General features: G+C 59.2%; 15 protein-coding genes. 10 read left to right on the top strand and 5 right to left on the bottom strand.

Annotated elements, in window-relative coordinates; genetic code table 11:
• Window positions 1-4: 4 nt before the first annotated feature.
• Window positions 5-2,371 carry a glycogen/starch/alpha-glucan phosphorylase gene (locus HMPREF2878_RS04470; protein ID WP_069358818.1) on the bottom strand — a complete coding sequence of 789 codons (2,367 nt, stop codon included), beginning with the start codon at window positions 2,369-2,371 and terminating at the stop codon, window positions 5-7.
• A gap of 144 nt (window positions 2,372-2,515) precedes the next feature.
• A complete protein-coding gene (locus tag HMPREF2878_RS04475) occupies window positions 2,516-3,181 on the bottom strand; it encodes an ACT domain-containing protein (RefSeq protein ID WP_048735304.1) in 666 nt (221 codons plus the stop codon).
• A gap of 227 nt (window positions 3,182-3,408) precedes the next feature.
• Here HMPREF2878_RS04475 and gatC point away from each other — a divergent pair, with 227 nt between their 5' ends.
• The 7 genes from gatC (at window position 3,409) to HMPREF2878_RS04510 (ending at window position 11,057) form a co-directional block, all read left to right on the top strand.
• Complete coding sequence (gatC, locus tag HMPREF2878_RS04480; RefSeq protein ID WP_005509328.1) at window positions 3,409-3,702, top strand: Asp-tRNA(Asn)/Glu-tRNA(Gln) amidotransferase subunit GatC; 294 nt, start codon at window positions 3,409-3,411, stop codon at window positions 3,700-3,702.
• Between the two features lie 15 nt (window positions 3,703-3,717).
• Complete coding sequence (gatA, locus tag HMPREF2878_RS04485; protein ID WP_049172086.1) at window positions 3,718-5,232, top strand: Asp-tRNA(Asn)/Glu-tRNA(Gln) amidotransferase subunit GatA; 1,515 nt, start codon at window positions 3,718-3,720, stop codon at window positions 5,230-5,232.
• 115 nt (window positions 5,233-5,347) lie between these two features.
• Entirely contained in the window at window positions 5,348-6,415 is a 1,068-nt protein-coding gene (locus tag HMPREF2878_RS04490) for a FecCD family ABC transporter permease (RefSeq protein ID WP_370449368.1), read from the top strand.
• Window positions 6,416-7,216, top strand: a complete 801-nt coding sequence (locus HMPREF2878_RS04495) for an ABC transporter ATP-binding protein (protein WP_049172090.1) — start codon at window positions 6,416-6,418, stop codon at window positions 7,214-7,216.
• Window positions 7,217-7,226: 10 nt separating this feature from the next.
• Window positions 7,227-8,351: an ABC transporter substrate-binding protein gene (locus HMPREF2878_RS04500; protein WP_049172092.1), complete on the top strand. Its 1,125-nt coding sequence runs from the start codon at window positions 7,227-7,229 to the stop codon at window positions 8,349-8,351.
• A gap of 53 nt (window positions 8,352-8,404) precedes the next feature.
• Window positions 8,405-9,436, top strand: coding sequence for an ATP-dependent 6-phosphofructokinase (locus HMPREF2878_RS04505; RefSeq protein WP_038628534.1), 1,032 nt, complete (start codon window positions 8,405-8,407; stop codon window positions 9,434-9,436).
• 157 nt (window positions 9,437-9,593) lie between these two features.
• The gene (locus HMPREF2878_RS04510) at window positions 9,594-11,057 is read left to right on the top strand and encodes a membrane protein (protein ID WP_049172094.1); all 1,464 of its coding nucleotides are present in this window, start codon (window positions 9,594-9,596) and stop codon (window positions 11,055-11,057) included.
• 26 nt (window positions 11,058-11,083) lie between these two features.
• Here the strand turns inward: HMPREF2878_RS04510 and HMPREF2878_RS04515 are convergent, their stop codons facing one another.
• Window positions 11,084-11,917 carry a class I SAM-dependent methyltransferase gene (locus tag HMPREF2878_RS04515; RefSeq protein ID WP_049194081.1) on the bottom strand — a complete coding sequence of 278 codons (834 nt, stop codon included), beginning with the start codon at window positions 11,915-11,917 and terminating at the stop codon, window positions 11,084-11,086.
• A gap of 53 nt (window positions 11,918-11,970) precedes the next feature.
• Between HMPREF2878_RS04515 and gatB the strand changes: the two genes are divergently transcribed.
• Window positions 11,971-13,479, top strand: a complete 1,509-nt coding sequence (gene gatB / locus HMPREF2878_RS04520) for an Asp-tRNA(Asn)/Glu-tRNA(Gln) amidotransferase subunit GatB (protein WP_016422487.1) — start codon at window positions 11,971-11,973, stop codon at window positions 13,477-13,479.
• A gap of 12 nt (window positions 13,480-13,491) precedes the next feature.
• Here gatB and HMPREF2878_RS04525 read toward each other — a convergent pair whose 3' ends face one another.
• Window positions 13,492-14,568 carry a glucose dehydrogenase gene (locus HMPREF2878_RS04525; protein WP_224783716.1) on the bottom strand — a complete coding sequence of 359 codons (1,077 nt, stop codon included), beginning with the start codon at window positions 14,566-14,568 and terminating at the stop codon, window positions 13,492-13,494.
• 76 nt (window positions 14,569-14,644) lie between these two features.
• On the opposite strand from HMPREF2878_RS04525, the gene HMPREF2878_RS04530 reads away from it, so the two are divergent.
• Together HMPREF2878_RS04530 and HMPREF2878_RS04535 are read left to right on the top strand one after the other, a co-directional pair.
• Complete coding sequence (locus tag HMPREF2878_RS04530) at window positions 14,645-16,039, top strand: DoxX family membrane protein (protein WP_239271930.1); 1,395 nt, start codon at window positions 14,645-14,647, stop codon at window positions 16,037-16,039.
• A gap of 75 nt (window positions 16,040-16,114) precedes the next feature.
• Window positions 16,115-16,999 (top strand): hypothetical protein, encoded by an 885-nt coding sequence (locus HMPREF2878_RS04535; RefSeq protein ID WP_239271932.1) that lies wholly within the window; start codon window positions 16,115-16,117, stop codon window positions 16,997-16,999.
• 15 nt (window positions 17,000-17,014) lie between these two features.
• Here HMPREF2878_RS04535 and ilvD read toward each other — a convergent pair whose 3' ends face one another.
• Window positions 17,015-18,859, bottom strand: a complete 1,845-nt coding sequence (gene ilvD, locus HMPREF2878_RS04540; protein ID WP_070546729.1) for a dihydroxy-acid dehydratase — start codon at window positions 18,857-18,859, stop codon at window positions 17,015-17,017.
• Between the last annotated feature and the right edge of the window lie 88 nt (window positions 18,860-18,947).

Genomic DNA, 18,947 nt, shown 5'->3' on the forward strand with positions numbered 1-18,947 from the left:
GGGCCTAAATCTTGGTCTCTTCCAGCTTCCAGACCTCATTGGCGTAATCGCGGATAGTGCGGTCGGAGGAGAAGCGGCCCGAACGGATGATGTTCAGGAAGCACTTCTTGGCCCACGCCAGCTCGTCGCGGTAGTCCTCGGCCATGCGGTCGCGGGTCTCGCGGTAGTCAGCGAAGTCGCCGAGGACGTAGTAGACATCGGCTGGCTCGTACCCGTTGGACTCCAGCAGCGAGAAGTGCAGGTCGTGGAACATTCCGCTGCCACCGTCAGCAAAAGTGCCGTCGACAAGCGAATCGACCGCGCGCTTGAGCCCCGGCACCGTTTCGTAAGTGCCACGCGGGCTGTAGGTGCGACGCAGCTCCGGCAGCTCCTCTTCCAGCGCACCGAAGATGTAGGCGTTCTCTTCGCCGGCGGCGTCGACGATTTCGACGTTTGCGCCGTCCATGGTGCCCAGCGTCAGTGCGCCGTTCATCATGAACTTCATGTTCGAGGTACCCGAAGCCTCCTTACCGGCAGTGGAAATCTGCTCGGAGACGTCGGTGGCCGGGATGATGTGCTCTGCCGGGGTGACGTTGTAATTCTCAACGAAAGCGACCTGCAGGCGACCGTCCATGTCCGGATCGTTATTGACCTTGTCCGCGATAGCGTTGATGAACTTAATGATGGCCTTCGCGCGAACGTAGCCTGGGGCGGCCTTGGCACCGAAGATGAACACGCGCGGTGGCACGTCCAGCGCTGGGTCTTCCTTGATGCGGTAGTAGAGATCGAGGATGTAGAGCGCGTTGAGAAGCTGGCGCTTGTACTCGTGCAGACGCTTAATCTGGGTATCGAAGATGGCGTCCGGGTTCACCGAAATACCCTGGCGGTGCTCCAGCCAGGTGGCGAAGTCCTTCTTGTTCTCGTGCTTGATGTCGAGAATCTCACGCAACACGGCCTCGTCGTCAGCAAACTTTTCGAGCTCAGCGAGCTTGTCCAAGTCAGTGACCCAGGCGTCCGAACCCGACAGGCGAGTCAGCAGTGCCGACAGGCGCGGGTTGCACTGGTTGAGCCAGCGGCGCGGGGTGACGCCATTGGTCTTGTTGTTGAAGCGCTCCGGCCAGATATCGTGCCAGTCCTTCAACGTTTCGCGCTTAATAATCTCCGTGTGCAGGGCAGCAACACCGTTGATGGAGTACGCGGCGTAGCAGGCGATCCACGCCATGTGGATGCGACCGTGAGAAATCGGCGCCATGTAGTCAATCTTGCCCTGGTCGAAGCCGCGCTCCGCCAGGTCTTCGCGGAAGCGGCGGTCAATCTCGCGGGTGATCTCCAGAACGCGGCCGAAGAGACGGTCAAAAATGGAGTATTCCCAGGTCTCCAACGCTTCTGCCAGAACGGTGTGGTTGGTGTAGGCGAAGGTGTTGGACACGACGTTCCAGGCGTCGTCCCAGCTCATATCGTGCTCATCCAGGAGCAGACGCATCAGCTCTGGGATAGCGAGCACCGGGTGGGTGTCATTGAGCTGAATGGAGTTGTACTTGTGGAAATCGCGCAGGTCCTCGCCGTGATTCTCGATGTAAGAATCGATCATCGTCTGCAGCGAAGCGGAGACGAAGAAGTACTGCTGGCGGACACGCAGGACCTTGCCGTCATAGGTCGAGTCATTCGGGTAGAGCACGCGGCACAGGTCATGGACGCGCTCCCGTTCGACAATGGCGTCGGTGAAGCGCTGCGAGTTGAAGGCGTCATAGTCGAACTCACGCATCGGCTCCGAGTGCCACAGGCGCAGCGTGCCGACGTTATCGGTGCCGTAGCCGGTAATTGGCATGTCATATGGAACAGCGCGCACCACCAAGTCATCAAAGGTGACAATCTTGGACAGTTCCTCGCGACGAATGACGAAGGGGTAGCCCTCTTCCATCCACGGGTCCGGGTGCTCATCCTGGAAGCCATCTTCGAAGGTCTGCTTGAACAGACCGTAGCGGTAGAGGATGCCATAACCGGTCACCGGCAGATTCTGCGTGGCACAGGAATCCAGGAAGCAGGCGGCCAGACGACCCAGGCCACCGTTACCGAGAGCGGCGTCGTGTTCAGCCTCGAGCACGTCTGTCAGATTCTTGCCGTACTTTTTCACGGCAGCAGAGGCCTCATCCACCAGACCTGCATTGAGCAGGTTATTCAGCAGGGCGCGACCCATGAGGAACTCGGCGGAGAAGTAGTGCTGCTGGCGGGTAGCAGCGTATGCCTCCGTGGTGCGCTGCCAGTTGTCCGCTAGGTCATCGACAACAACCCGTGACAGACCGGACCAGAATTCCATCTCAGTGGACGACTGGGGGACACGGCCGGATTCGGCACGCACGTGGGATCCGACGAGGTCACTCAAGTTCGACATCAAAGAAGCTCCTTATTGACTGGTATCATTTCCAGACTTTACCGCTAAGCGTGAATCACTGCGCTCCATAGGGGAGGAGCCATAGGGTAAGAGCTTCGAGCAGAAGGGAGCAGCCCACAGAAGGGAGCAGCCCACTAGCCGCTGCTAGTCGATAATCGCACCGACAATCGTGCCAATACGTCCCAAGTGCTCAACCTCACTTGGCAGGAAGTCTGGCCCGCCGGGCCGGCCAATAACGAGAACGAGGCCCTTGCCCATTGGGGTAGCGGCAATGGAGGAGTCCATAACCGTCCAGTCCTCCGGAAGCCACGTTTCTTCGTCCGGATCCAGGTTTCGTGGCGAGTCAATCGGGGCTTCCGGCAGAGTCCGGCCGTTATCCTCTGGAGCAGCGGTAGAGGAAGCGCGACGTACCCACCGGCCATCGCTCTGTTCGCCGAGGACGATAGCCCAGCCGGCAGTCATAGTCTGAGGCAGGCCGTCGACGACATCTCCGAGGGCACGATCCAAATTCTTCGTGTGCTGTGAGAACTTGGCCAGCAGCGCAATCTGTCCGCGGCGGTCGACCGAGCCGGAAAAAGGCCTAATTGAATCGACTTCCACTCCGCTAATGGACTGAGCCGCCGTAATCAGTGTGTCTGGGAGCAGGCCCATGGGCAGGTCAACCACGATGTCGTCGACAACAACGCCATTAGCGCCGTAATCTACGACATCGACACTGCGAATATCACCTTCTACTTCGCCCAGGGCAGCCGCGACGTAGCCAAGTGCGCCTGGTTCGTCGGGAAGCTGGATGCGAAGGAGGTAACTCATGGCTGTGTGCACAACCTTTCGAATAATTGATAGTGATGCTTGCGGTGTAACTATAGAAGTAGTGATTTAGGCTACAGGGTAAACCTTTGAAATGTAAGACCCTGCGGACAACTACTTGGCGACAACGACTACTGTTGGCAAGTACAGCCCGCTCGCGCGGTTCAAAATCAGTTTCAACTAAACTTCTGTGCACTAGCTTCGTACGAAGAAATGAAAGGGGTACTAGCGTGCCAGCTATCTCACGCGATGAGGTCGCCCACCTAGCGCGATTGTCCCGTCTGGCTCTGACTGACGCGGAACTCGACGAGTTCGCCGGTCAGATCGACGGCATTATTAACCACGTCCAGGCCGTTCAAAAGGTGGCTGCGGATGATGTTGAACCGATGAGTCACCCCTCTTCGCTGTCCGGTGTGATGCGCGAGGACGTCGTCAAGCCGACGCTGACTGCGGAGCAGGCGCTGGACCAGGCGCCGTCGCAGGACCGCCAGCGCTTCGAAGTTCCCCAGATTCTCGGCGAGTAGGAGTACGTGGAAGAAATGATTGCAGCTAACCCGAACCTGCATGCCGCTGTTGCTGAGGACCCGATTCTGGGGCTGAGCGCTTTTGAGCTCGCACAGAAGATTCACGCTCGTGAGCTGACCTCGGTAGAGGTCACCCAGGCGTTCCTCGACCGTATCGCGGCAATTGATGAGGACATTCACGCATTCCTGCACGTCGGTGCCGAAGAGGCCCTGGCTGCAGCTCGCAAGGTCGATGAGTCGCTGGATGCTGGCGAGGAGCCGGCCTCCGCGCTGGCCGGTGTTCCGCTGGCGCTGAAGGATGTCTTCACTACCACCGATGCGCCGACCACCTGCGCTTCCAAGATGCTCGAGGGCTACATGAGCCCTTACGACGCAACGGTTACTGCCAAGCTGCGTGCAGCTGGCATCCCAATTCTGGGTAAGACCAACATGGATGAGTTCGCCATGGGCTCGTCGACTGAAAACTCCGCTTACGGCCCGACTCACAACCCGTGGGATGTTGAGCGCACCGCAGGCGGTTCCGGTGGTGGCTCTTCCGCGGCGCTGGCCTCCGGTATGGCTCCGCTGGCTATCGGTACTGACACCGGTGGCTCGATTCGTCAGCCAGCAGCTCTGACCGCAACGGTCGGCGTGAAGCCGACCTATGGCACGGTATCCCGCTACGGCCTGGTCGCTTGCGCCTCCTCGTTGGATCAGGGTGGGCCGACCGCGCGAACCGTTCTGGACACCGCGCTGCTGCACGAAATCATTGCTGGTCACGACGAGAATGACTCGACTTCCACGGAGCAGCCGATTGCCGATGTGGTTGCTGCTGCCAAGGAAGGTGCTACCGGTGACCTCACGGGGGTTAAGGTCGGCATCGTCAAGCAGTTCGACCGCACCGAGGGTTACCAGGCCGGCGTACTGGACAGCTTCCACGAGGCCGTCGACAAGCTTAAGGAAGCTGGCGCAGAGGTGGTCGAGGTCGATTGCCCGAACTTCGACCACGCACTGAGCGCGTACTACCTGATTCTGCCGTGTGAGGTCAGCTCCAACCTGGCTCGTTTCGACGGCATGCGTTACGGCCAGCGTGTTGGTGATGACGGTTCGCACTCGGCCGATGAGGTCATGGCTATGACCCGTGCCGCTGGTTTCGGCGATGAGGTTAAGCGACGCATCATCATTGGTACCTACGCGCTATCGGTCGGTTACTACGATGCCTACTACATCCAGGCACAGCGCGTCCGTACCCTGATTCAGCAGGACTTCGAGCGGGCCTTCGAACAGGTAGATGTCCTGATCTCGCCGACCACTCCGACCACTGCGTTTAAGTTGGGCGAGAAGGTTGACGACCCGCTGAGCATGTACATGTTCGACCTGTGTACTCTGCCGCTCAACCTGGCCGGCATGTGTGGCATGTCCGTGCCGTCGGGCCTGGCTGAAGACACCGGCCTGCCGGTAGGCCTGCAGATTATGGCTCCGCGCCACGGTGACGATCGTCTGTACAAGGTCGGCGCTGCCTACGAAAAGGTTCGCGGCTCGATTGCATAAAGACGCTCAATAAGCCTTAGTCGGTTTTCTGCAACCGTCGTTTTCTCACTGAAGTGGGAGAGCGGCGGTTGTTGTCGTGTCGGGGAGAGTTTCATACATACGCAGGAACGCAAACATGGAGAGAGTTAGATTTAAAAACCCACCGCGGTTTATGCCTTGGATCTATGGGCTGGTCATTGTCATAGCCATTGCCGTCAGTCTGGTCGCTGCGGTGGTCTTCGGCTCGGCGGATATCACCTGGTCCACCACGACACAGGTCATTTCGCATCACATCTTCGGCATTGAGCTCGATGAATCTGTGCCCGCCAGTTCGGACACCATCGTCTGGAATCTCCGCGCTCCCCGGGGTATTCTCGCAGCGATTGTAGGGGCGGGGCTAGCTGTCTCCGGTGTGGCTATGCAGACATTGGTCCGTAACCCGTTGGCAGACCCATATCTGCTAGGTATTTCCGCCGGCGCCGGTGCCGGTGCGACCGCGGTGATTATCTTTGGTGCTTTCTCCGGTAGCCCCATCGCGCCGCTGACATTCGGTGCACTCCTCGGTGCAGTAATGGCCACCCTCGCGGTCGGTGCTTTCGCCACTGCAGGCGGTGGGCTGACTCCGCTGCGTTTGGTGCTCTCCGGCGTTGTGCTCTCCGCTGCGTTTTCCGCGCTGAGTAGCTTCATGGTCTTCGCTGGGCCAGACCCGAGGGCCGCGCAGTCCGTGATGTTTTGGATGCTGGGCTCTGTTGCCGGTGCGACATGGCTGAAGACGCTCTTCCCGCTCATTGTCCTCATCGCAGTACTGTTGTTTTTCCTGGTCAAAGCCCGTCATCTGGATGCGCTGGCAACTGGTGAGAGCACCGCAGCGGCCGTAGGTATTGATGTTTCTCGGCTACGCACACAGGTATTTGTGCTCCAGGCTGTCCTCGTTGGCACGCTCGTTGCGGTCTCTGGCGGCATCGGGTTTGTCGGCCTGGTGATTCCACACTTGACCCGCATCTTGGTAGGGGCCACGCACCGCGTTGTCCTACCGGTTGCTGCCCTCATGGGTGGACTGTTTCTCATCTGGGTGGACATCATCGCGCGCGTAGTGGGCGGAAGCCAGGAAATGCCGCTGGGAGTAGTCACGGGATTGGTTGGCGCACCACTTTTCCTCTACCTCATGAGCCGCTCGCACTACAGCTACGGAGGTGCTGAGTAAATGAGCGCTCTACCAAAATCTGTACTCGCCGCTAAAGATATGCGCTGTGATATCGCTGGGCGCACCATTGTCAGCGGAGTCAACCTCAACTTCGGTGCAGAACCCATGACCGCCATCATTGGTGTTAACGGCGCGGGTAAATCCACGTTGCTGCGTGCGCTCGGTGGAATCACGAAACCGGCCACGGGCGAGGTCGAGATTAACGGCAAATCGATGAGCTCAATCAGCTCGAAGCACCGCGCCCGCGATCTGGCTTTCGTCGCGCAAAACGAGGTTCCACCCGCCGAAATGCGCGTGCGCGACTTTGTCTCCCTGGGGCGCTTGCCCTACCAGCGCCTTTTTGGTGGCAACACCGCCGAGGACAATTCCCACGTCGACCGTGCGCTGGAGCTCGTGGGGTTGGAAGCGGTTGCGCAACGCCTGTGTGGGCAACTCTCGGGTGGGCAACGTCGTCGCGTGTGTCTGGCGCGTGCCATCGCCCAGGACTCGCCAATCATGCTTCTCGACGAGCCCACTAACCACCTCGACGTGCGCCATCAACAATCCGTCCTCCGTCTGGCCCGCTCCAGCGGAGCGTGTGTCATTGCCGCGATCCACGACTTGGACCTGGTGATGAACCACTTCGACCGCGTCATCGTGGTCGCGGACGGCGGTATCGCGGCCGACGGCATTCCCGCAGAAGTGCTTACCCGCGACTTTGTCGCCCAAATCTTTCAGGTTGAATCCTGTCAGCTCAATTCCCCCGCTGGCCGCCGCCACCTCGCAATCGATAGCGAGCTGGATGCTGCCACCATCAACTAGGAGTACTCCCTTGAATAACGCACATGCTTTCCGACGTCCCCTTCGTGCCTCAGCAGCTGGTATCGCTGTGGCTGCTCTGGCATTCGGAGCCGCCGCCTGTGGCTCTGATGAGGGAACGCAGGCCTCGTCGTCAGGCCTTACCCTCACCAACTGCGGTGAAGAAGTCAGCTACCCGGGTGTAGCTAAAAAGCTGCTGATTAATGACGGCAATATTGCTTCGCTGGCGCTGGCTGTCGGTGCTGCGGATGAGATCACAGCGGTGAGCTCTATGGCCTCGCATCTGCCGGTGTTGACCGCAGCTTATGGCGATGCAATTGCGCAGAAGCCAGAAGTTGCGAAGGAATACCCGAATCTGGAGCAGGTCATTGCGGCCGAACCGGATGTGATGCTGGCGGGCTGGGGCTATGGCTTTAGTGAAGACAAGGGCATTACCCCGGAATCGCTTTCCGAGCACGGTATCGGTGCCTACACCCTGACGGAATCTTGCCGTACTGGTGACGCAGCCTCGGCGGGCAAGGAAGGCAGTGGCGACCCGGGGCATACTCGTGGTCTGGTGGATCCGTGGGAAGCTGTCAAAATTGATTTGAAGAATATCGCTACCTTGACCGGACACGACGGTGAGGGCGACAAGGTTATTGCAGATATTGATAACCGACTGCAAGCCCTGGATGCCGCGCCAAAGGGAGATAAGAAGCCAGTGGGCTTCCTCTTTGATTCTGTCGGTGAAGCACCAATTACCTCGGGTTCCTTTGGCGCACCGCAGGGCATCCTGGAAAAGGCCGGTGCAATCAATGCGACCGAGTCGATTAAGGACACTTGGACTACGACCTCCTGGGAGCATGTCGCGGAGATGAATCCTGACTTCATCGCGCTTGTGGACTACCCAGGTCAGACCTTCGAAGAGAAAATCAAGGTTTTGCGCACGAATCCGGCAACGAAGGATCTCGAGGCGGTCAAGGAGAACCGCTTTATTAACCTGCCGATTGCATTGTGGACGGAGTCTCCGCTGAACGTCGATGCCGCAGAGTACGTGCGCAAGGCGCTCGAGGAATATGGTCTTGTGCCGGCGTCGGAGGTGACGACGAAGATGGAGCTACCGTCTGAGCTACCAGGGCAGGAGTACCTGCAGAAGTAGTTTCGACCAAGGCCGTCAAGCACGAACTGACTAACGCGACTAAGGTGGGCATCATGCGAATTGCGACCCTTACCTCCGGTGGAGATTGTCCCGGTCTGAATGCCGTTATCCGTGCAATTGTCCGTACCAGCTCGAGCGAGTACGGCTCAACCGTCGTCGGTTTTGAGGACGGTTGGATTGGTCTTATGGAAGACCGTAGGGTCCAGCTTTACGACGATGAGCGGATTGACCGTATGCTGCTGCGTGGCGGCACGATGCTGGGCACCGGCCGCGTGCATCCGGACATTCTCATGTCTAACCTCGACCGCATCAAGGAAAATCTCTCTGATGCGGGCATCGATGCCCTGATCCCAATCGGTGGCGAAGGTACGCTGAAGGCCGGCAAGTGGCTTTCGGACAATGGGGTGCCGGTCGTCGGTGTTCCGAAGACTATTGATAATGACGTCAACGGTACGGACTACACCTTCGGTTTCGACACGGCTGTGGCTGTTGCCACCGACGCGGTTGACCGTCTGCACACCACTGCGGAATCCCACCAGCGCGTCATGATTGTTGAGGTCATGGGTCGACACGTGGGCTGGATCGCTTTGCATGCGGGTATGGCCGGCGGTGCTCACCACATTGTCATTCCGGAAAAGCCATTCGACATCAACGAGATTGTGAAGTCGATGGAGCGCCGTTTCCAGATGGGTGAGAAGTACGGCATTATCGTCGTCGCTGAGGGCGCCACCCCGAAGCCGGGCACCATGGAGTACGAAGAGGGCGGTGTCGACCAGTTCGGCCACCAAACCTTCAACGGCATTGGTCAGGTTATTGGTGCGGAGATTAAGAAGCGCACCGGGTACGACGTTCGCACCACGGTGCTGGGTCACATTCAGCGTGGCGGTACGCCGACTGCGTACGACCGCGTGCTTGCTACCCGCTACGGTGTCCACGCCACCCGAGCAGTACACGAGGGGGACTTCGGCAAGATCGTCGCTCTGCACGGTGAGAACATCGAGCGTATCGACATCGACGATGCGGTTGCTGAGTTGAAGGTTGTGCCGGATGGCCGTTACCGCGCAGCTGCTGCGCTGTTTGGTTAAACGCGTCGGTTAAGCACGCGTTGCTAAACATTTAGGCACATCTTCGTAACAAAATAGGCATACTGCCCGAGCTGGTGTATCAATCACCAGCTCGGGCAGTATGCTTTGTAAGGTTCCGGTTTTTGAAAAATAGACTTATATTTAGGATTTTCTCGTTATGTGGAAAAGAGCCACAACAATCGCGATGGCCTTTGTCGGCCTAACTGTCGGTGCCGGATTCGCATCCGGCCAGGAAATGATGCAGTACTTCGTGGCATTTGGCACTAACGGCTTGTGGGGCGTGGTACTTGCCTCCGTCGTGATGATTGCCAGTGGCCTGGCAGTGCTGTCAATTGCCAGCTACTTGCAGGCTGATGAGCACTCCGAGGTCTTCGACGTAATCACCCGCAGTTGGGTTTCGAAGATTTTGGATATCGCCGTGATGATCACGCTGTTCTGTACCGGCTTCGTCATGTTCGCCGGTGCCGGTGCGAACTTGAACCAGCAGTTCGGACTTGAGGTGTGGATCGGCGCCGTCATCATGGTTGCCCTGACTTTGGGTGTAGGCATGCTGGATGCCGACAAGGTCAGCCGCGTGATTGGCATGATCACTCCATTCATTATCGTGTTCCTGCTTGGAGCCGGTATCTACACTTTGTTCACCACCGACACGTCGATGTCGGAGGCCGCGCAGTACACCAATGAACTGTCGACATCGCTGCCACACTGGTCTATTTCTGCCCTGAACTATGTCGGTTTCTGTGTGATGGTGGCCGTATCGATGTCGATTGTCATCGGCGGTAGCTACCTGAACCCGCGTGAAGCTGGCATCGGTGGTCTCATGGGCGGGAGCATCTATGCAGGTCTGCTGACGCTGGTGACCTTTGCCCTCTTCTTCAAGGTCAAGGATGTTGGCCACGAAGATATGCCGACCCTGGCAATCGTCAATGACATCCACCCGGTCCTGGGTACCGTGATGGCAATCATCATCTACGCCATGATTTTCAACACGGCCATTGGCATGTTCTACGCGCTGGGCCGCCGCCTAACACGCAATACCCCGCAGCGTTTCCGCCTGGTATTCATCGTGACGGTGCTGATTGGTTTTGGCCTAAGTTTCTTTGGGTTCAAGGCCCTGGTTGGCTCCATCTACCCGGCCCTTGGCTACGTCGGTATCGCTCTTATCGTGATTCTGTGTGGTGCGTACCTGGCTGGACGTAACAAGCTGATGGAGGAGTCGAAGCGTCGCGGCCGTATCCGTAAGCTCGCACGCCGGAAGATGCACCCGAACAAGAAGTTCACCACCGCCGATCAGAAGAAGCTCGACCGCGCTTTGGCCAACTCCAACATTTCCAACGTCGATCTTCAGGAGAGCGTCCGCGACGACATCGTCGAGGAACTGGTCAGCGACGATAATGTTGAATTCACCGAGGATGACGCCGAGCGCATCGTAGAAAAGGATAATGAGCGCCTGGAGAAACTTTCCGAAATCGAGGAAGCCTCCGATGATGACAATCCTCGCGAGACCGCGAGGGACTCCTTCCCAGGCGAGGCCACAGCCACTGCGCCGAAGAAGCTTGCCGGACAGACTAAGAATGCATTCAAGCGCGTGGCTCACCCTAAGCCGAAGAAAGAAAAGTAACTAGCGCGACTAGGCAGCTCGAAAATTTAGGCAGCTCGAAAATAGAAGGCATCGCACCGGTAGGGAAGGGCGATGCCTTCTTCGTATGTGTGCCCCAAGTGTTCGTGGAGATACCAATGCAAGTTCGCCTCCACCTTGGCGCGAGTGGCGGGCTTGGAACGAAGCCAATAGGAACGGGTTCGTGCCAGCAGCACGATGTCCTCGATGGTCAGTGTCTGCTCCCAGGCCAGACGCACCTCATCGACTAGCTCCAGCTCCGGGCCAACCTCGGGGTAGAAGCCGGGACGCAACACGTCGCCGGCGTGCATTATGCGGCTGAGCCGATGCACCCACGGTACGGAAACATCCAAGGTGTTCCACACCAACATAGCCACGCTATCCGCGCGTAGCACCCGAGTGAGTTCTTTACTTGCAGCTGTCGGGTCCACCCAGTGCCATGTCTGCGCACATGTTGCTACATCGACGCTGTTGGACTCCAGTCCCGTGCGCTCCGCAGTGCCTTCCAGGCATTCCGCCGCTGGCACATTGTGCATCAGTGCTTGCCGCATCGCGGTGGAGGGATCGAGTGCCAGCAGGGTGGCATCGCGGTAGACGTCGGCAAGCGAGGCGGTGAGCTTCCCAGTGCCGGCGCCGATATCGGCGACTACCTGTGGGTGCGGTGCGAGACGGGTAAGCGCTTCGATGACGGTTGGAGGATATCCGGGGCGCACGCGGTGGTAGCCCGTGGCTCCGTCGGCGCTTTCCTGCAGGTCGTTGTCGAAAGTAGCGCCTGCGCGGTGGCGGTCAGCGGCGTCGCGGAACGTTGGCGTATCGCGTGCTGACGTCGGTGGAATCGGTGGGTGTTCGTTAACTCCGGGCACGACTTATACCCTAGGGCACGCCTGCGGGGCCATCGCTAGTAGACTCTACAAACATGACCGCTGCATACGCTGATGACTTGATGGACTTTGATGAGGTCCTCGAACGTTTTGACCCGGTAATGGGCATGGAGGTTCACGTCGAGCTCTCGACGAATACCAAGATGTTCTCCTCCTCCTCGGCGCACTTTGGTGCCGAGCCGAATAGCAACGTCGATCCCTGCAGCCTCGGCCTACCTGGCGCGCTGCCTGTGGTTAACCGTCAGGGCGTTGAGTGGGCCATCAAGATTGGCCTGGCGCTGAACTGCGAGATTGCTGAGTCCTCCCGCTTCGCGCGCAAGAACTACTTCTACCCGGACCAGCCGAAGAACTACCAGATTTCGCAGTACGACGAACCAATCGCCTACGACGGATATCTTGACGTTCAGCTTGACGACGGCACGGAGTTCCGTGTCGAAATCGAGCGCGCTCACATGGAAGAAGACACCGGCAAGCTGACGCACTTGGGCGGTGCCGATGGTCGTATTCACGGCGCCACGCGTTCGCTGGTGGACTGCAACCGCGCAGGTATTCCGCTGATTGAGATCGTTACTAAGCCAATTCTCGGTGCAGGGGAGCGTGCCCCAGAGGTTGCTCGTGCGTACGTTTCTGCGCTGCGTGACCTGGTGAAGTCCCTCGGTGTCTCCGATGCCCGCATGGACCAGGGCTCGATGCGTGTGGACTCCAACGTTTCCCTGCGCCCAATCGGCCAGGAGGAGTTCGGCACTCGTACCGAGACTAAGAACATCAACTCCCTGAAGTCGGTTGAACAGGCTGTTCGCTACGAGATGCAGCGCCAGGCTGCTGCGATTACTAATGGCGAGGAGATCGTTCAGGAAACCCGCCACTACCAGGAGACCGACGGCACGACCTCCAAGGGCCGCCCGAAGGAATCGCAGTCGGATTACCGCTACTTCAACGACCCGGATCTGCCACCTGTGATTGCGCCGCGTGAGTGGGTGGAGGAAATCCGCGCAACTCTGCCGGAGCTGCCGTGGGTGCGTCGTGCCCGTATTCAGGAAGAGTGGGGTCTGAAGGACGAGGAAATGCGCGACCTGGTTAACGCCGGCGCTCTCGACCTGATTGTCGACACCGTTGAGGCTGGTGCCGGCCCGGCTGAGGCTCGTTCCTGGTGGGTCGCTTACCTGGCGCAGAAGGCCAACGAGGCAGGCGTGGAGCTGGCTGAGCTCGCGATTACCCCGGCACAGGTTGCACGTGTGATTGCACTGATTGAAGAGGGCAAGCTGACCAACAAGCTGGCCCGTAAGGCCGTTGACGGCGTGCTCGCAGGCGAGGGCGATGTTGATGAGGTCGTTGCTGCCCGTGGCCTGGAGGTCGTTCGCGACGACGGTGCTATTGAGAAGGCCGTCGACGATGCACTGGCTGCTAACCCGGACATCGTCGAGAAGTACCGAGCTGGCAACAAGAAGGTCGTCGGTGCCATCGTGGGGCAGGTCATGAAGGCCACCCGCGGCAAGGCAGACCCGGCTCAGGTCAACCAGCTGATTGCGAAGAAGCTGAGCTAGCCTCCCTGAAAGCTAATCCGGGGAACCGCCGGCGGCACCATCGCTCGGCAGTCTGACGACGCGCTCGTCGGACTCCGACGGTTGTGCCCCGGCGGTTTTGTTGGTCGTGGCACCCCAAACTTCAATACCCTGATTTGCTGCGACAGCCGCTACATACGAGATGTGGCCGAAGTCGCCGTCGACAAGCACTTCAGGGGAACCCTTGACCTCCCACGCCGCGTCGGGCCCACTTGACTTCGGACCCACCGGCATGGAGATGACCTTCTGCGCGTCTGGGATGGCAATGACCACGCGGTCACCCATCACTGCGCATCCACCGATGGAATCGTTCAGGTCCACACCGCCGAGGGGATTAATCACAGGGCCGGTGAGCTGAACCAGCTGTGGGGTGCCGTCGAGAATGGCGGTTGCCAACGGCGGCATTCCGTCCGGACCATGGCAGAACTGCTGAAACTCAATGCCTGGATCTCCCACGAGCAATTTGCGCGGGGACAGGGTGTCCGAAGTTCGGTCAAAATAGATTCCGAGAATGCCGGGCTCGCTGAGGTCCGGAAGTTCGCGCACATCAGCGGTGCTGCCCTCCACGAGGGTGACGCGCGCAATGGTGTCGTCGTTACGCAAAACAAAGACCTGACGGTCCTCTTCAACCGAGGGACTGGGCAGCAGTTGTTTTGCAGGGGCGCCGAGCCGTGCGACCTCACGCGGTGTCTTACCCGGTGCGACAACGGTGAGTGCACCGTCGTCGGTGGCGACGAGAGCCTCCCCAGGGCCGGTTGAGGCTAGCGCGGTGGTAAGCGGTAGGCAGGCCGCGAGAGTGACATCGTCGAGGTCGCAGGGACCTTTGTCTTTGGCTTTGCTTTCCGTGGTTGGGACCGGGGTAGAGGGCAAATCAGGGGAGGAAAACTTCGGCATGGCAATGCCTGTCGGTTCCGACTTGTCTTCAGTAAACGGTGACTCAAGCGCGCTCGAGGCACTCATGCAGCCGGAAAGAGAGACCATCCCGACGACACCAGCGGCGAGCGCAGCACGACGACGCCGCCCGCGAGCGCGAGCCTGTGCACTGCTGGTGTGGACGAGGTGGAATCCCATAGGCATACACAATACAGCCTCGTTTCCCGGCCACGCCTGCGACCAAAAGTGAGGCAGTAGTTTTAATGTGGACGATGTGAGCGACTCAGAGAAGTACCCGAACGACCGCGCCCTCGAGAATGTGGAGGACGGATTCGATGACGATCTCGACGTCCCGACCTACCGCAAGCTCGCTGAGCCAATGAACGAAGAAACAAACCGTGACGACAGCGACAACACCGCAACGCAGATTTTTCCGGGTGTGCCGGAAAAGCGCGTAGAGGAGGAGTCGGAGGCGGAGGTAGACCAAGAAAACCTGCCGCCGGAAGCCGAGACCGATAGCGGTGCTGAAGCCGAGGTGGAAACCGAGTCTGAAACAGAAACAGTGACTGAGCCGAGCCCCGAGCCGGAGCCTGAAGTTCAGGAAGCCCCGAAGAAGCGCTACGACGCCTACGCCGCTGCAGGCCGCACGGCACCTCAGGTGATTAGCCCTGCCGGTAAGCCTTCGCCGCGGGATGAACAGGCCGAAACTGAATTGGCACCCGCGGCCGATAAAGAGTCGGAGGTAGCCCCGGAGTCGGAGGCGACCGAAATCTTTGAGCAGCCGGCCCGTAGCGAGCGCGTTGATTCAGATGAGGATTTCAGTCAGCCGACGCAAGCCTTCTCGGCTTCTGAAGCAGCAGCAGCGTCCGCAGCGGGAACTGCCGCAAATAAGTCGGAAGCACAGTCAGCATTCGACGATGAGGCGGAGTCAACCTATGGCTCTGCACGCAATTCCGCAGCTGAGACTCAGTATTTCGATGAATCGGATTTCGCTGAACCGGCTGCCTCTCGCGATACCGCTGGTGCCGCTGGTGTTGCAGGAGCAGGCGTAGGGGCCGCCGGGGCAACTGCTGCTACGACTACCGCCGCTGCTGACGACGATGAAGACACGGACTTTTACGACGACAACGAACCGGAGCACCGTCGCGGCACCACCGATTTCGGCCTTCTGCTGCTGCGTCTTGGATTGGGTGCGCTGTTGTTGGTCCATGGCCTGACAACGCTGCTCGGCTGGGGTAACTCCGGTGGCACCACTGCGCTGGAGACACAGTTTAGCCAGAACAACTTCGCCCTCGGCCCTGTGATGGCCACTGCCATCCCAACGGTTCAGCTCATCGCGGGTGCCCTGCTCATCTTAGGGCTTGCGACACCGCTGGCCGCAGCATTGGCGCTGGCATTGTCCGCCTACCTCAGCATGTTTGATGTGGCTACCTCTGCCAATGGCGTGAATATCGTCGGCCAGGATTCCAGCAACCTTCAGCTACAACTGTTGATGACCGCCATGGCACTTGGCTTGCAGTTCACCGGTCCGGGCCGCATCGGTATCGACTTCGGACGCGGCTGGGCTCGTCGCCCACTGGCATCGTCTTGGATCTTCGGAATTCTGTCCATCGCTGCAGCAATTGGCCTGTGGTGGCTGACGACCAGCACGCTGCCGTTTGTTGGCTAAGGCAGTTCGCAGCTACACAAACAGTCGAGCGGCCTAAACTAGGTTCTCGGTTAGGGGCGGGGTACAATGCCCCCTATGCCAAAGTCGAGACACGCACTAAAGACCACCCTCGCGGTGGTCTTTTTCATGTCTTCGATAGGCGCGACAACGTCGATCCACTCACCGTCGACAGCTGCTGCCGACGAGCACAGTGAGGTTGCAGCCTCCGTCTCGTCGGCAAGCGTCTGGCCGACACATCAGGTGAGTCTGCCACGCATGGACCTCAACGCCGAAGGGTTGATTGAGGTTGACCCACGCACGCAAATGGCGGTGAGCTACGAACCGGTGGGCGTGGGGTACAGCAGCCAGGCATCGCAACGCCCGCTGCCGGCGCTATCCCTGATTAAGTTGTATATCGGTCAGTATGTGCTCGAACACGGCACTGCCGACGATGCCGAGCGCGTCGAAAAGATGATTTCGCGTTCCGACGACGATTTGGCAGCCGACTTCTACCGGAAGTACCCGGAATCGGTCGATTCCGTTGCGACCGAGTACGGCCTGTTCAACACCTCCGGCGGAGAAAAGTGGGGAGTATCGAGGACCACCGCGGAAGATGTGGTGTCTTTTATTTCCCAGCTCCGTCTGAAGCATCCTAATTCTGAGGTGCTTGAGGCGATGCGACACTGGTCGCCGATTGCTGCCGATGGCTATCGACAGAATTTTGGTCTTGCCGGCCTGCCCGGTTCTGAAGGCGCGAAGATGGGCTGGTCCAACCGGCGTTCGTGGCACTCTTCCGTTGTTTTTGGCCCCGGATATGTAATGGCGGCCATTACCGAGGGTGGCAAAAATGCACACACCGAGGACGTCGCTGAGGGGATTGCCGACGTCGAGTGCCGGGATTTGGTGAAGCCCACGCGGAAGACTGGGCGCAAAGCTACCCTAGAAACGCCAAAGGCCCGTGCGGTAAGCACAGGCCTTTAAGCGGGTTTGATCTAGCTAGTCGACAATGCGGACCGCGCCCTTATCCGCACTGGACGCCATCTTGGCGTATGCGCGCAGCGCCTTGGACACCTTGCGCGGACGCGGCTTGTGCGGAGTAAACGGCTTGTCGCGCTTGAGCTCCTCATCGCGGCGAGCGGCCAGCTCCTCGTCGGACACCTGAATTTCGAGGCGTCGTTCAGCGACATCGATGTACACCGGGTCGCCGTTGCGGACGAGACCGATTGCACCGCCGGCAGCGGCCTCCGGGGAAACGTGGCCGATAGACAGTCCGGAGGAACCGCCGGAGAAGCGACCATCGGTGACCAGTGCACAGACCTTACCCAGGCCAGCGCCCTTGATGAATGCGGTCGGGTGCAGCATCTCCTGCATGCCCGGGCCACCGGAAGGACCCTCGTAGATGACAAAGAGAACTTCGCCCGGCTGCAAGGTGCGGTTCAAGATGACCGAGACAGCCTCTTCCTGGCTCTCTACGACACGAGCGGTGCCTTCGAAGTGGAACTGATCCTCGCCGATACCCGCGGTCTTCAGGACAGCACCGTCTTCGGCGATGTTGCCGCGCAGGACACACAGACCGCCTTCCTTCGTGTAGGCGTGGTCGAAGTCGCGAATGCAACCATTTACGGAGTCCGTATCTAGGCTCTCCCAGCGGTTGGACGTGGAGAACGGCTCGGTGGTGCGGACACCGCCAGGGGCTGCGTGGAACAGCTCAATCGCCTCGTCAGTGGCCTTGCCGCCGCGGATATCCCAGTTGTCCAGGTGTTCCTCCAGAGATGGGGAGTGAACGGAGCGGACATTCATTTGCAGCAGGCCCGCGCGGCGCAGTTCGCCGAGGATGGCTGGAATACCGCCGGCGCGGTGGACGTCCTCCATGTAGTAGTCCGAGTTCGGTGCCACCTTGGACAGACAAGGCACGCGGCGGGAAATGGCGTCGATGTCAGAGAGATTGAAGTCGATCTCGCCCTCCTGTGCGGCAGCGAGAATGTGCAGCACGGTGTTGGTGGAACCGCCCATGGCAACGTCGAGCGTCATTGCGTTGACAAAGGCATCGCGGTTGGCGATGTTGCGCGGCAGCACGGACTCGTCACCATCGTGGTAGTAGCTCTTCGCCAAGTCCACAATCAGTTCACCGGCGCGGGTGAACAAATCGCGACGGGCCTGCTGAGTCGCCAAGGTAGAACCGTTGCCCGGCAGGGACAGGCCGAGGGCCTCGGTCAGGCAGTTCATCGAGTTTGCGGTGAACATACCCGAGCACGATCCGCAGGTCGGGCACGCCGAGCGCTCGATGTCGAGCAGATTCTTGTCATCGACCTTGTCGTTCGCGGATGCAGAAATAGCCGAGATGAGGTCAGAGCCGGGCTTGACGACGCCATCGATAACAACCGAAGATCCCGATTCCATCGGCCCGCCGGAAACGAAGACCACCGGGATATTCAGACGCAGAGCCGCATTGAGCATGCCCGGCGTGATCTTGTCACAGTTGGAAATACAGACCAATGCGTCAGCGGTGTGAGCGTTGACCATGTACTCCACAGAGTCAGCAATAATCTCACGGGACGGCAGCGAGTAGAGCATGCCGTCGTGCCCCATCGCAATTCCGTCATCGACAGCAATGGTGTTGAACTCACGGGGGACACCGCCTGCTGCGGTCACAGCTTCTGCGACGATGTCGCCAACGTCCTTCAGGTGCACGTGCCCCGGAACGAACTGAGTGTAAGAGTTTGCAATTGCGATAATCGGCTTGCCGAAGTCGCTATCGGTCATGCCAGTTGCGCGCCATAGGGAACGCGCACCTGCAGCATTACGGCCGGCAGTGGTGACTTTAGAGCGAAGGGGAATCATGGGGGCTGCCCTTCCTAGATAGGGTGCAAGGTAATTAATTATCCATATTAATCACAAAAAGCCCCTAATGTCTCATTTCGTGGTCACT

Origin of the sequence: Corynebacterium sp. HMSC065H09 (assembly GCF_001812845.1) — a bacterium.
GTDB classification, from domain to species: Bacteria; Actinomycetota; Actinomycetes; order Mycobacteriales; family Mycobacteriaceae; genus Corynebacterium; species Corynebacterium jeikeium_D.

Bases quoted from the DNA above. Each gene is read 5' to 3' on its own strand.
- HMPREF2878_RS04495 (WP_049172090.1), top strand. From the start codon at position 6,416: ATGAGCGCTCTACCAAAATCTGTACTCGCCGCTAAAGATATGCGCTGT.
- HMPREF2878_RS04505 (WP_038628534.1), top strand. From the start codon at position 8,405: ATGCGAATTGCGACCCTTACCTCCGGTGGAGATTGTCCCGGTCTGAAT.
- HMPREF2878_RS04510 (WP_049172094.1), top strand. From the start codon at position 9,594: ATGTGGAAAAGAGCCACAACAATCGCGATGGCCTTTGTCGGCCTAACT.
- gatA (WP_049172086.1), top strand. From the start codon at position 3,718: ATGATTGCAGCTAACCCGAACCTGCATGCCGCTGTTGCTGAGGACCCG.
- HMPREF2878_RS04535 (WP_239271932.1), top strand. From the start codon at position 16,115: ATGCCAAAGTCGAGACACGCACTAAAGACCACCCTCGCGGTGGTCTTT.
- HMPREF2878_RS04525 (WP_224783716.1), bottom strand. From the start codon at position 14,568: ATGGGATTCCACCTCGTCCACACCAGCAGTGCACAGGCTCGCGCTCGC.
- HMPREF2878_RS04490 (WP_370449368.1), top strand. From the start codon at position 5,348: ATGGAGAGAGTTAGATTTAAAAACCCACCGCGGTTTATGCCTTGGATC.
- HMPREF2878_RS04470 (WP_069358818.1), bottom strand. From the start codon at position 2,371: ATGTCGAACTTGAGTGACCTCGTCGGATCCCACGTGCGTGCCGAATCC.
- ilvD (WP_070546729.1), bottom strand. From the start codon at position 18,859: ATGATTCCCCTTCGCTCTAAAGTCACCACTGCCGGCCGTAATGCTGCA.
- gatB (WP_016422487.1), top strand. From the start codon at position 11,971: ATGACCGCTGCATACGCTGATGACTTGATGGACTTTGATGAGGTCCTC.
- HMPREF2878_RS04475 (WP_048735304.1), bottom strand. From the start codon at position 3,181: ATGAGTTACCTCCTTCGCATCCAGCTTCCCGACGAACCAGGCGCACTT.